This is a genomic window from Stenotrophomonas sp. GL_111, assembly GCF_057835245.1.
In genome coordinates this window covers 4407090-4420076 of record NZ_CM174421.1, presented here as the reverse complement: position 1 = coordinate 4420076, position 12987 = coordinate 4407090, and the positions used below count along the sequence as shown (strand labels likewise).

Genomic DNA, 12987 nt, shown 5'->3' with positions numbered 1-12987 from the left:
CGGCAATAATCGTCTGGGGCCAGCGCGCAGGCGTGAGAAACCGCCGCACCACAGGCCGGAAGGGGGAAGAATGGATGGCGCAGACTACCACCGACGAGGGGGGCCGGGAATGGTTGTCCCAAAGTTATTCACAAAATGATCCACAGCTATTGCACAGCCCGATGAAATCCCGTAGGCCACAACACTTGACGGGACCTCGGTGGGGTCTATAGAATTTCCGGTTCTTTCCGTCCCCTTCATATAGAGGCCCGCATGGCCACCAAGCGCACTTTCCAACCCAGCAACCTCAAGCGTAAGCGCGACCATGGCTTCCGTGCCCGTATGAAGACCGCTGACGGCCGCAAGATCCTGTCGCGTCGCCGCGCCAAGGGCCGTAAAGTCCTGAGCGCTTGATTGCAATGCCGCTTTCCGCGGCAGACGCAATCCTGACTGTGAGCAGTTCCGACCCGCGCAAGCGATTTCCTCGCTCTGCGCGGGTTCGTACGCGTGCCGAATATACAACGGTCTTCAACGGCGCCCGCCGTGTGTCCGATCCGCTGATGACCCTGCACTGGCTGAATGGCGATACGCCGGCCAGGTTGGGTCTTGCGGTGTCGCGCAAAGTCGATCCCCGAGCCGTGGGTCGCAACCGAGTGAAGCGTGTGTTGCGCGATGCCACACGCCATCTACGGCCGTGGCTGAGTGCCGGCGATTATGTCGTCGTCGCCCGCAGTGCCGCGCGCACCGCCAGCAACAATGAGATCCGCCAGGCCTTCGAACGCCTGCTGCGCCGCCTTGGCGCATTGCCCATGCCGGGCGCGGACGGCACAATGCCGCCGCCCCTGGGCGTTGCACCCCTTTCCCAGTCCGAGCCGGCAGTCCCTGCCAGCCACGTCGAGCCTGCACGCTGATGAACCAGACCCGTGTTTTCCTGATTTTTGCCTGGCTGATGGTGGCCGTGTTGCTGTGGATGGAGTGGGGACGCGATCAAGCCGCGCCGCCGACGCCTCCGGTGGCGGCCCAGACCCAGGCCACGGTGCCGGGTGCGACAGCTTCGATTCCCGGCGCGACCGTGCCGCACGCCCCGGGCAGTGCGCCGGCCGCCACGCAGGCGGCCCAGGCCACGGCCGGTGGCGCCCGCGTCACCGTCACCACCGACGTGCTGCGCCTGGTGCTGGACGGCGGCACGGTGCTGGACGCCGAGCTGCTGCAGTTCCCGCAGACCAAGGCTGACGGCAGCCCGCCGGTACGCCTGCTGACCGAAGAGCCGACCCACCCGTATCGCGCGGTGAGCGGCTGGACCAGCCAGGACAAGAGCATGCCGGTGCCGGAAGCCAACGGCTTCACCCTGGTCGGTGACAACCGTGAGTTCGTGCTCGGCAAGGACCAGAAGGAACTGCAGATCCCGTTCGTGTGGAATGGCCCGAACGGCGTCAGCATCCGTCGTACCTACACCCTGGGCCGCAACGAGTACGCGGTGACGGTCAAGGATGAGGTCATCAACGGCAGCACCGCGCCGTGGAGCGGCTACGTCTACCGCACCCTGGACCGTACCCCGACGATCCTTTCGCGCAGCATGACCAACCCGGATTCGTTCAGCTTCAACGGCGCGACCTGGTTCGATGCCGAGGGCAAGTACCAGCGCCGTGCGTTCAAGGATTACCTGGACGATGGCCCGCTGAACCAGCAGGTCACCGGTGGCTGGATCGCGATGCTGCAGCACCACTTCTTCACCGCGTGGATTCCGCAGGCCGACCAGGCCGCGAACTACGTGCTGTCCCAGCACGATGGGCGTGACCAGATCCAGGCTACCGGCCCGGCCTTCACCGTCGCTGCCGGCCAGCAGGCCAGCACCGAGGCGCGCCTGTGGGTGGGCCCGAAGCTGGTCAACCTGATTGCCAAGGAAGACGTGAAGGGCCTGGACCGCGTGGTCGACTACAGCCGCTTCTCGCTGATGGCGGTGATCGGCCAGGGCCTGTTCTGGGTGTTGAACCAGGTCCACAAGGTGGTCAACAACTGGGGCTGGGCGATTGTCGGCCTGGTGGTGCTGCTGAAGCTGGTGCTGTATCCGCTGTCGGCGGTGCAGTACAAGAGTGGTGCCAAGATGCGTCGCTTCCAGCCGCGCATCGCGCAGTTGAAGGAACGCTATGGCGATGACCGCCAGAAGTTCCAGACCGCGATGATGGAGCTGTATAAGAAGGAAAAGATCAATCCGATGGGCGGCTGCCTGCCGATCCTGATCCAGATGCCGATCTTCTTCGCCCTGTACTGGGTGCTGGTGGAATCGGTGGAACTGCGCCAGGCGCCGTGGCTGGGCTGGATCCAGGATCTGACCGCACGCGACCCGTACTTCATCCTGCCGGTGATCAACGTGGCGGTGATGTGGGCCACGCAGAAGCTGACCCCGGCCCCGGGCATGGACCCGATGCAGGCCAAGATGATGCAGATGATGCCGCTGGTGTTCGGCGTCATGATGGCCTTCATGCCGTCCGGCCTGGTCCTGTACTGGGTGGTCAACGGTGGCCTGGGCCTGCTGCAGCAGTGGTGGATGACCAAGCGCCACGGTGGCGAGCCGGTTCCGGCGGTCGCTACCCCCGCCAAGAAGAAGTAAAGCCGACGGTTGATCGGCTGCCCCTGAAAAGCCCGCCGCAAGGCGGGCTTTTCACATGCGGCGTTAGAATCGGCCGCACACCTGCTCCATCCATCCATCCGTCCGAGCCTGCCATGCCCCGTGTGTCGCCGTTGATCCGTCTGTCGCTGCCTGCCTCCCTGCTGCTTGTCCTGGCCATCACCGGCTGCGGCAGACACGATGACGCGGCCGGCACGGCAACGCCGACCCAGCCCAGCGCGGTCGCCGCCGCGGCGGCCGATCCGGCAGCGGCCCCCTTGCTGACGGCATTGCAGACGCTGCTCGATGGCCATCGCCGCATCATTGTGCTGCTGGCCGACGAGGCGCAGCAGTCGCCGGCCGACCGCACCACCTCCAGCCGCGTCGGCCAGCAGCTGTTCCACGATGGCCTGGAGCAGCGCGTGGCGATCGCGGCCCAGTTCGACACCTTGCTGCGTGGCACCCGCCCGCAGCGCTTCGCCACGCTGGGCACGGTGCTGGACTACATCGAATCGGCCCCGGAGCTGTTCGATGCCGACCGCCTGGCCTTCCGCGAGGTGCTGCGCGATCTGCACGAGCGTGTGGGCGCCGATTCCTCGCTGCCCGCGGTGAAGCTGCACCAGCGCATCGGCGAAGACCTGGAGGCGCTCGATGAGATCGAGCGCAACTACAACCAGGAGATCACCCGCATCTTCAGCCGCTTCGACCGCACCCGGGCCATCGTGCTCAAGCGCGAGAAGTGGGACGACTACATCGCGCACCTGCACAAGGACTACCGCCGCGACGCGATCCTGCGCGACTACGGCGTGATCGAGCCGTATCCGATGTCGATGAAGGACAGCGATCGCGAGATCTTCGGCCGCGACCTGCCGCCCAAGACCGTGGTGCTGACCTTCGATGATGGCCCGCACAAGGCTTACACCGATGAAGTGGTGGCCATCCTGCAGCGCTACGACGTGCCGGGCGTGTTCTTCGAAGTGGGGCGCAACCTCGGCACGGTCGACGCCGCGGGCAAGGTCACGCTGGGGCCGATGGCGGGGATCAGCCGCAACCTGATGGCGCAGGGCTACGCGGTGGGCAACCACAGCCTGACCCACGCGCAGCTGTCGCGCACCACCGGTGATGCGCTGCGCGAGCAGGTGCTGGGCACCGACACCCTGCTCAAGGATGTGGACAACCGCCGTGCCCCGCTGTTCCGCTTCCCGTACGGCGCGCGCAATGCCGAAGGCCTGCAGCTGCTCAACGAGGCCGGGCTGAAGTCGATCATGTGGAACATCGATTCGATGGACTGGGCCGATCCGGTCCCGGAGTCGATCGTGCAGCGCGTGGTCGGGCAGGTGCAGAAGGAACAGCGCGGCATCATCCTGTTCCACGATATCCACGACCGCGCGGTGAAGGCGCTGCCGCAGATCCTGGATCGGCTGATCGCCGACGGCTACCAGTTCGCCGGCTGGAATGGGCGCGATTTCAGCGTCGCACGTGCCCGCAAGGGTGCGACCAGCGATGCCACCGTCACTTCCGGCTATGAGAAATCCTGGGCGATCGTGGTCGGCATCGACGACTACGCCAAGTGGCCCAAGCTGGAGTACGCCAGCCACGATGCGCAGGCCATCGCCGATACCCTGACCGGGCAGTTCGGCTTCCCGTCCTCGCAGGTGATCGTGCTGAAGAACCAGCAGGCCACGCGCAACAACATCCTGGCCGCGTTCCACGACCGCCTGGCCGACGAGCGCACCGGCAAGAATGACCGCGTGTTCGTGTTCTTCGCCGGGCATGGCGCCACCCGCCGGCTCGCCTCGGGCCGCGACCTGGGTTACATCATTCCGGTGGACTCGGACCCCAACGAGTTCGCCACCGATGCCATCGCGATGACCGACATCCAGAACATCGCCGAAAGCCTGCAGGCCAAGCACGTGATGTTCGTGATGGATGCCTGCTACAGCGGGCTGGGCCTGACCCGAGGTGGCCCCTCCTCGTCGGCCTTCCTGCGCGAGAACGCGCGCCGCAGCGCCCGCCAGATGCTCACCGCCGGCGGCGCCGACCAGCAGGTGGCCGATGCCGGCCCGAACGGCCATTCGGTGTTCACCTGGGTGCTGCTGCAGGCGCTGGCCGGCAAGGGCGACCTCAACGGCGACGGGCTGATCACCGGGACCGAGCTGGCCGCCTACGTGGCCCCGGCCGTGTCGGCGGTGTCGCACCAGACCCCGGCGTTCGGCAGCCTGCCCGGTTCGCAGGGCGGCGAGTTCGTGTTCCAGGTGCCTGACAGCCAGGAGTACCTCACTGCCGACACCCACCAGCTGACGGCCGACGCCATTGCGCTGAACACCAAGGTCGATGCCGCGCAGGAGGCCAAGACCACCGACGCGGCGGTGACCGTGGCCGACCTGCAGGGCGGCAAGGCCAAGCTGGTACTGCCGGCGGCGGCCCCCACCTCCGATCGCCAGCGTGCCCAGCAGGCCAACGACCGCGGCCTGCAGCTGTACCGCGAGAAACGCTACGACGAGGCGGCCGCACAATTCACCGAAGCCTTGAAGCTGCGCCCGGACTTCGCCCAGGCGGCCAACAATCTCGGCTTCGTCTACTACCGCCAGCAGCGTTATGCCGAAGCCGCGCGCTGGTTGGAGAACACCTTGAAGATCGATCCGTCGCGCGCGGTGGCCCACCTCAACCTGGGCGATGCCTACCTGTACGCCGGCGACAAGGCCAAGGCCAAGCAGGCCTACACCACCTACCTGGCGTTGCAGCCGCAGGGCAGCGGCGCCGCCCAGGCCCGCGCCCAACTGCAGAAGCTGTAAGCCATGACCGCGCCGAACCACATCGACACCATCGTTGCCATCGCCACCGCACCCGGTGCCGGCGGGGTCGGCATGCTACGCCTGAGCGGGCCACGCGCGCGCCCGATTGCCGAGGCCATCGGCGTGCGTACGATGCAGCCCCGGCATGCGCATTACGCCCGCTTCCGCGATGCACAGGGCGAGGTGCTCGATGACGGCATCGCCCTGTGGTTCCCGGCACCGAACAGTTTCACCGGCGAAGAAGTGGTGGAACTGCAGGGCCATGGCAGCCCCGTGGTCTTGCAGCAGCTGGTCGCGCGCTGCATCGCGCTGGGCGCACGCCAGGCCCGGCCGGGTGAGTTCAGCGAGCGCGCCTTCCTCAACGGCAAGCTCGACCTGGCCCAGGCCGAAGCCATTGCCGACCTGATCGCGGCCAGCGACACCCGCGCAGCACGCGCGGCGCGGCGCTCGCTGGACGGCGTGTTCTCGCGCCGCGTGGACGAGGTGGCGGAACAGCTTGTTCTGCTGCGCATCCATGTCGAGGCGGCCATCGACTTCGCCGACGAGCCGCTCGACACCCTGGGCGGCGACCAGGTGCGCCACGGGCTGGGCCAGGCGCTGCGCGCGCTGGTGCAGCTGCGCGATGACGCCGAGCGCGGCCGCAAGCTGCGCGACGGCCTGCACGCGGTGCTGGTCGGGCCGCCGAACGCCGGCAAAAGTTCGCTGCTCAATGCGCTGGCCGGCAGCGAGCGCGCCATCGTCACCGACATCGCCGGCACCACCCGCGACACCCTGCGCGAGACCATCCGCATCGACGGCCTGGAGCTGACCCTGGTGGATACCGCCGGGCTACGCGAAGGCGGCGACGTGATCGAACGCGAGGGCATGCGCCGCGCCCACGTGGAGATGCAGCGCACCGACCTGGCGATCGTGGTGCTGGACGCGCGCGACCCGCAGGCCGGGCACGCGGCGGTGCGCAATGCCATCGCCGATGTCCCGCAGCAGCTGTGGATCCACAACAAGAGCGACCTGCTGGCCGAGGTACCGGCCGACGCCGGGCCGGACGTGGTGTATGTCTCGGCCGCCACCGGGCTGGGCCTGGCGCAGCTGCACACGCGCCTGCGCGAACTGGCCAGCGGCAGTGCCGGGGACAGCGTGGAGGGCGAGTTTTCGGCTCGTGCCCGCCATGTAGAGGCCATCGTGCTGGCCATCGGCCACGCCGAGCGGGCCGAGAGCGAGTTGGTCCACGAGCACCTGGAGCTGGCCGCCGAGGAACTGCGACTTGCCCACGAAGCGTTGGGTGAGATCACCGGGCGGATGAGTGCCGATGACCTGCTGGGGCGGATTTTCTCCAGCTTCTGTATCGGGAAGTAGCGCACCCTTTCTTCCCGTTGTCACACGGCACCCGCACACTGCGCCGGTCCTTTCCACGCCCCGCCGCGTCGGCGCGGGCCGCATCAACAGGGGTTTGCAGTGTCGAAGTCGTTGTGGGGTTGTGCGTTGCTGTTGTCGCTGGCCGTGGCACCATCGGTGGCCATGAGCGCTGAATCCTCCCCCGCGCCGCGCAAGGCGGCGGTCTATGGCCACCGCGGTGCCAGTGCGCTGCTGCCCGAACACACCCTGGCCGCCTATGCGCAGGCCATTGCCGACGGCGCCGACTACATCGAGCCGGACCTGGTGATGACCAAGGACGGCGTGCTGGTGTCGCGCCACGAGAACGAGATCAGCGGCACCACCGATGTGGCCGCGCATCCGGAATTCGCCGGCCGCAAGACCGTCAAGACCATCGACGGCGAGCGCATCGAAGGCTGGTTCACCGAAGACTTCACCGTGGCCGAGCTGAAGACGCTGTACGCCCGCGAGCGCCTGCCGCAGCTGCGCAGCACCGCCTATGACGGTCAGTTCCGCATCGCCACGCTGGACGAGATCATCGCCTTCCTGGTGCAGCAGGCCGGCCGTGCCAACCGCGGCATCGGGCTGGTGCCGGAGATCAAGCACGGCACCTACTTCAAGGGCATCGGGCTGCCGATGGAAGACAAGGTCCTGGCTGCCCTGCAGGGTAATGCGTACACGCGCGTGGCCCCGGTGACGATCCAGTCGTTTGAGATCGCCAACCTGCGCTACCTGCGCGGCAAGCTCGGCCGCGATTCCAATATCCGCCTGCTGCAGCTGCTCGGCGATCCCAAGCAGCAGCCGGGTGATGTGCTGGCGGCCAAGGGCAGCCAGCGCTATGCCGACCTGATTACCCCGGCCGGGCTGCGCGAGGTGGCGACCTACGCCGATGGCATCGGCCCGAGCCTGCGCCTGGTCATTCCGCTGGATGCGGCCGGCAAGCTGGGCACACCGACGGCGCTGGTGCGTGATGCGCATGCCGCCGGGTTGATGGTGATCCCGTATACGTTCCGCCCGGAAAATTACTTCCAGGCCGCTGAATTCCGCAAGGGCGAGCCCAACGCGCGCAACGCCGACGGCTCAGTGGCTGAGATGCGCGCTTACCTGGCCACCGGCATCGATGCCTTCTTCACCGACGACCCGGCGCTGGGCCGGCGTGCGGTGGATGGTGATACGGCGACGCCCGCAGGCAACTGAGGCCCGAACACACGGTAGGTACCGACCGTTGGTCGGTACGGAAAATGATCGGCACCAGCAGCGCACCGGCCAATGGTCGGTGCCCACCACGAGGCACGGCCCCGCAGCATTACCGCGAAGGATCGGTGTACCGGTCCGGTCCGTCCGGGCCACGTGGCCGGAACGGCAGCACCACGAAGTCCTGGCCCTCGCGCGGCTGCCACAGCACCGGCACGCGGTGCGGGGAGGGCGGTTCCAGATCGCTGTCGCGTTGGGCCGCCAGGTCTTCGTCTTCTTCCTCTTCCCAGCTGTAACGCTTGCGCGGGGCCATCGGGTCGGACAGGCGGAACAGCAGCGCGCTGATGATGCCGGCAAAGGCGCCGCCCATATGCGACTGCCAGGACACCCCCGGCTCGTGCGGCAGGATGGTGATGAGCATGCTGCCGTAGAACAGGAAGGCGATCAGGCCGGCGGCAATGGCCGGACGGTCGCGGCGCAGCAGGCCGAGCACGAAGACCAGGAACATCAGGCCATGGGTGATGCCGCTGGCTCCCAGATGACGGCTGCCGATGTCGCCGAGCAGCCAGGCGCCCAGGCCCGAGCCGATCCACAGCAACGGCAACGCGCGCAGCGTTGCCTTGGGATACACGCTGCCGGCCAGGGTGCCGAGAATGAGCAGGGCCGCCGCATTGGCGCCCAGATGTTGCACCGAGCCATGCAGCAGCGGTGCGCCGAGGATGCCGAGCAGGCCGGCGGTCTCCAGCGGGGCCACGGCCCAGGGCCGCCAGTCGAAATGGCCTTGGGCGGTGAACACCGCCACCAGCACCAGCACGAAGGCCAGGCTGAAGTTGAACGCCCGCATCACGCGACCACGGTCGCTGCGGGGCGGGGCCGGCGCGTCGCCGGCGGGCAGGGGCTGGGGCAGGTTGGCGTTCATACCCTAAGGGATTGCGTCGCCCGGGCTGAACACAAGGGCAACGCGGCGGGAGAGAGTAGTACCACCGGCGGGACAATCCCGCCGGTGGCACGCAGGGTTACGCGTCGCCGGTCTTCGGCGGGTTCTTCAGGCTCAGCACCACGGTGGCGGCGATGATCACCGCGACCACGCCCAGCGAGATCGGGGTGGGGATCTTGAAGATGTCGATCAGCATCATCTTGATACCGATGAAGGCCAGCACCAGGGCCAGGCCGTACGGCAGCAGGTGGAAGCGATCGGCCATGCCGGCCAGCAGGAAGAACATCGCGCGCAGGCCCAGCACCGCGAACACGTTGGAGGTGAGCACGATGAACGGGTCGGTGGTGATGGCGAAGATCGCCGGGATACTGTCCACGGCGAAGATCACGTCGGTGACCGCGATCAGGATCAGCACCACGAACAACGGGGTGAACCAGCGCTTGCCGTCACGCATGACGCTCATCGCATTGCCGGCGTAATCGGGCAGCAGGCGCAGGTGCTTGCGCATCCAGCGCAGCGCCGGGTTGGTCTCAAGGTCGGGCTCGGAGCCGGCCGAGAACCACATCTTCCAGCCGGTGAACAGCAGGAAGGCGCCGAACACGTAGAGCAGCCAATGGAACTTGGTGAGCAGCACGCTGCCGGCGAAGATCATGATCGTACGCAGCACGATCGCACCCAGGATGCCGATGATCAGCACCTTTTGGCGCTGTTCTTCGGGCACCGCGAAATAGCCCATGATCATCAGGAACACGAAGATGTTGTCGACCGCCAGGGCCTTCTCGACCAGGTAACCGGTCAGGAACTCCAGGCCGACCTTGTTGGCCACGACCTGGCCAGCCGTCTCGTTCAGGTAGTACCAGAGGCCACCGTTGAAGGCCAGGGCCAGGGCCACCCAGCCGATCGACCACCACAGGGCCTCCTTGAAGGTGACCTTGTGTGGGCCGCCGTGTCGCATCAAAACAAGGTCGACCAGCAACGCGATGATCACCACCGCGCCGAAGCCGCCCCACAACCACAAATTACCGATCGTCTGCATGGGTTTGTCCGTTGGATAAAGAAAAAAGCCTCAAGCCGGACGGCGAGGATCTGCAACGGAGGATCAGGGGGATCCAGGGACAGAGCTTCGCCATACGGCGAAGGTCTCGCTCGCAGCCCCGATGGGTGGGACTGCCGTTGCACCGGAGCCTGCGGGCTCGAATTGACGGCGACAACGTCTGGGAGCTACTCCCCTTCTGGGGCCGATTCTGCGGGCTGCCGGGGCCGGCGTCAAATGGTTTCCATGCCCGGTTCGTGCTGAATGATCGCCCCCTGAGTCAGGGGGCAGCGCCGCCGGCGCAGGGGTGTGGTTGCGGGTATGACGGGGCCCGCGGTATGCGCAGCAGACCGTGGGGCGGCAGCGCGCATGCGGTGGCGCGTCATACAATGCGCACATGAATACCCCTGCCCCCGTTGTCCGCCTCAAGAACGCCTGGCGCTCCAGCCACCCGTGGATCTTCCAGAAACTGGTCGAAAAGCCGGCCGTCCGTCCCAAACCCGGTGCCATCGTCGACGTTGTCGGCGTGGATGGAGAGTGGATCGGGCGTGGCTTCTACAACGGTCACTCGCGCATTGCCGTGCGCATCCTGGAAACTGACCCCGCCATCCCGGTCGATGCCGGCTGGTTCTCGCGCAAGATCGCCCAGGCGGTGTCGCTGCGTCGTGACGTGCTCAAGCTGGAGGAGGTCTCCGATGCCTGGCGCGTGGTGCACAGCGAAGGCGATGGCCTGTCCGGCCTGGTGGTGGACCGTTACAACGACCTGGTAGTGGTGGAGTTCTTCGCCGCTGGCATGTTCCGCCACCGCGAATGGATCTACGAGGCGCTGCGCGAGCAGTTCCCGGGCTGCCGTTTCCACAGCTTCGCCGACGAACACGTGCAGAAGCAGGAAAGCTTCGACTTCCACGGCAACACCACCACCGAAGCGTCGGTGATCACCGAGTACGGCGTGAAGTTCCGCGCCGATCCGGCCGGCGCGCACAAGACCGGTTTCTTCGCCGACCAGCGCGAAAACCGCGAGTGGCTGAGCCAGCAGGTGGCCGGCAAGAGCGTGCTCGACCTGTGCTGCAACACCGGTGGTTTTGCGGTGTATGCCGCCGTGCGCGGCGCCTCCGACGTGGTGGGCATCGATATCGATGAAGACGTGCTGGCGATCGCCAAGGGCAATTCGCGTCTCAACAACGTGCGCCCGAAGTTCATCCAGTCCGACGTGTTCCCGTGGCTGCGCGATGCGGCCAACCGCGGCGAGCAGTTCGACGTGGTGATCCTGGATCCGGCCAAGATGACCCGCGACCGCGACCAGGTGATCACCGCCCTGAAGAAGTACCTGGACATGAACAAGCTGGCACTCGGCGTGGTCAAGCCCGGTGGCCTGTTCGCCACGTTCTCGTGCACCGGCCTGGTGGCCGAGGACCAGTTCCTGGACATGCTGCGCCGCGCAGCGTTCTACTCCGGCCGCACCATCCAGATCCTGAAGGTCTCCGGTGCCGGTCCGGACCACCCGTTCATGGCCCACGTGCAGGAATCGCGTTACCTCAAGGCGGTGTTCTGCCGCGTGCTGGACTGATCCCGGCCGGTCGTTGTGGATGCCACCGCCACGTGCAGCCGAGCATGGCTCGGCTCTACCAAGGCGGTGCGCGTTGCGGATGATTCCGCGATCCCGGTAGTGCCGAGCCATGCTCGGCAAGGGCCTTACCGGTAGATTTCTATGTCGCCGCCAAGAGCAGCCGAGCATGGCTCGGCTCTACCGTGAGGCGTCCGACAGCGGTAAGGTCGGATGCTTCCAACCGCGGGGTGAGGCGTCATGATGTTGCGCAGTCTGTCTTTGATGGTATCGCTGGCGTTGTGCACGCCGCTGTCGGCCCACGCCATCGAGTTCACGGCGCAGGAGCTGGCCAAGGCCAACACCCTGCAGCACAAGCTGCTGACCCTGGACAGCCATCTGGATACGCCGGCCAACTTCGGCCGCGCCGGCTTCGACATCCAGCAGCGCCATGACCACAACGCGCTGTCGCAGGTGGACTACCCGCGCATGGTCGAGGGCGGGCTGGACGGTGGCTTCTGGGCGATCTATACCGACCAGGGCGACCGCAGCGCACAGGCGCATCGCAACGAGCGCGACCACGGCCTACTGCGGCTGATGGAAATCCGCGAAATGCTGGCCGCGCACCCGGACACCTTCCAGCTGGCACTGACCGCCGCTGATGCCGCCAGGATCAAGGCGGCCGGCAAGCGCGTGGTCTACATCAGCATGGAGAACGCCAGCCCGCTGGTGGACGACCCCTCGCTGTTGAGCTTCTATCACCTGGCCGGCCTGCGCCTGCTCAGCACGGTGCATTTCGCCAACAACGAATTCGCCGACTCGGCGACCGACAAGAAGGGCGCCGAATGGAAAGGGCTGAGCCCGGCCGGCAAGGCGCTGGTGGATGAAGCCGTGCGGCTGGGCATCGTGATCGACCAGTCGCATGCCTCCGATGCGGTGTTCGATGACCTGATCGAGCGCCTGCCGGTCCCCTTCGTGCTGTCGCACAGTTCGGCCAAGGCGATCTACAACCATCCGCGCAATCTCGACGACGTGCGCTTGAAGCAGCTGGCCAAGGCCGGTGGGGTGATCCAGGTCAACGCCTATGGCGGCTACCTGATCGACACCGGCAAGAGTGAGCAGCGCTCGGAAGCGGAGAGCAAGTTGATGGAACAGCTGGGCACCAACTACGACGGGCTGAGCATGGCCCAGGGCGTAGCGCTGAAGCAGGGGCTGGAAGCGATCGACCAGCGCTACCCGGTGCGCAAGGCAACCCTGGACGACTTCTTCACCCACTTCGAGCACATCCTCACGGTGGTTGGCCCCGAGCATGTAGGCATCGGCCTGGACTGGGATGGCGGTGGCGGCCTGGCCGACCTGCCCGACGTCAGCCAGTTGCCGAAGATCACCGCGTGGTTGCTGCGCAAGGGCTACAGCGAAAAGCAGATTGCGGGCATCTGGGGCGGCAACCTGTTGCGGGTGATGCAGCAGGCGCAGGATCACGCAGCAAAAATCGCCGCGGCAAAGCGCTGATCGCACCAACACAAG

The 12987-nt window shown here is 66.6% G+C and carries 10 protein-coding genes; 8 read left to right on the top strand and 2 right to left on the bottom strand.

Annotation, left to right across the window (positions count from 1 at the left end; translation table 11 throughout):
- The first annotated feature begins 252 nt into the window (after positions 1-252).
- The 6 genes from rpmH (at position 253) to AC3IPM_RS19560 (ending at position 7950) form a co-directional block, all read left to right on the top strand.
- Entirely contained in the window at positions 253-393 is a 141-nt protein-coding gene (rpmH, locus tag AC3IPM_RS19585) for a 50S ribosomal protein L34 (protein WP_006404565.1), read from the top strand.
- Positions 394-398: 5 nt separating this feature from the next.
- Complete coding sequence (rnpA, locus tag AC3IPM_RS19580) at positions 399-890, top strand: ribonuclease P protein component (RefSeq protein WP_489301887.1); 492 nt, start codon at positions 399-401, stop codon at positions 888-890.
- Positions 890-2590 (top strand): membrane protein insertase YidC, encoded by a 1701-nt coding sequence (gene yidC, locus AC3IPM_RS19575; protein ID WP_489301886.1) that lies wholly within the window; start codon positions 890-892, stop codon positions 2588-2590. Before rnpA ends, yidC begins: the two co-directional genes overlap by 1 nt.
- 113 nt (positions 2591-2703) lie before the next feature.
- On the top strand, positions 2704-5382 hold the full coding sequence (locus AC3IPM_RS19570) for a polysaccharide deacetylase family protein (protein WP_489301885.1): 2679 nt from the start codon (positions 2704-2706) through the stop codon (positions 5380-5382).
- Between the two features lie 3 nt (positions 5383-5385).
- The gene (gene mnmE / locus AC3IPM_RS19565; protein ID WP_489301884.1) at positions 5386-6735 is read left to right on the top strand and encodes a tRNA uridine-5-carboxymethylaminomethyl(34) synthesis GTPase MnmE; all 1350 of its coding nucleotides are present in this window, start codon (positions 5386-5388) and stop codon (positions 6733-6735) included.
- 162 nt (positions 6736-6897) lie between these two features.
- Positions 6898-7950: a glycerophosphodiester phosphodiesterase gene (locus AC3IPM_RS19560; protein ID WP_489304226.1), complete on the top strand. Its 1053-nt coding sequence runs from the start codon at positions 6898-6900 to the stop codon at positions 7948-7950.
- A gap of 109 nt (positions 7951-8059) precedes the next feature.
- Here the strand turns inward: AC3IPM_RS19560 and AC3IPM_RS19555 are convergent, their stop codons facing one another.
- Together AC3IPM_RS19555 and AC3IPM_RS19550 are read right to left on the bottom strand one after the other, a co-directional pair.
- Positions 8060-8866, bottom strand: a complete 807-nt coding sequence (locus AC3IPM_RS19555) for a rhomboid family intramembrane serine protease (protein WP_489301883.1) — start codon at positions 8864-8866, stop codon at positions 8060-8062.
- A gap of 97 nt (positions 8867-8963) precedes the next feature.
- Positions 8964-9920 carry a TerC family protein gene (locus AC3IPM_RS19550; RefSeq protein ID WP_489301882.1) on the bottom strand — a complete coding sequence of 319 codons (957 nt, stop codon included), beginning with the start codon at positions 9918-9920 and terminating at the stop codon, positions 8964-8966.
- 394 nt (positions 9921-10314) lie between these two features.
- Between AC3IPM_RS19550 and AC3IPM_RS19545 the strand changes: the two genes are divergently transcribed.
- Entirely contained in the window at positions 10315-11484 is a 1170-nt protein-coding gene (locus AC3IPM_RS19545; RefSeq protein ID WP_489301881.1) for a class I SAM-dependent rRNA methyltransferase, read from the top strand.
- A gap of 237 nt (positions 11485-11721) precedes the next feature.
- Positions 11722-12972 carry a dipeptidase gene (locus AC3IPM_RS19540; RefSeq protein WP_489301880.1) on the top strand — a complete coding sequence of 417 codons (1251 nt, stop codon included), beginning with the start codon at positions 11722-11724 and terminating at the stop codon, positions 12970-12972.
- The last annotated feature ends 15 nt before the right edge of the window (positions 12973-12987 follow it).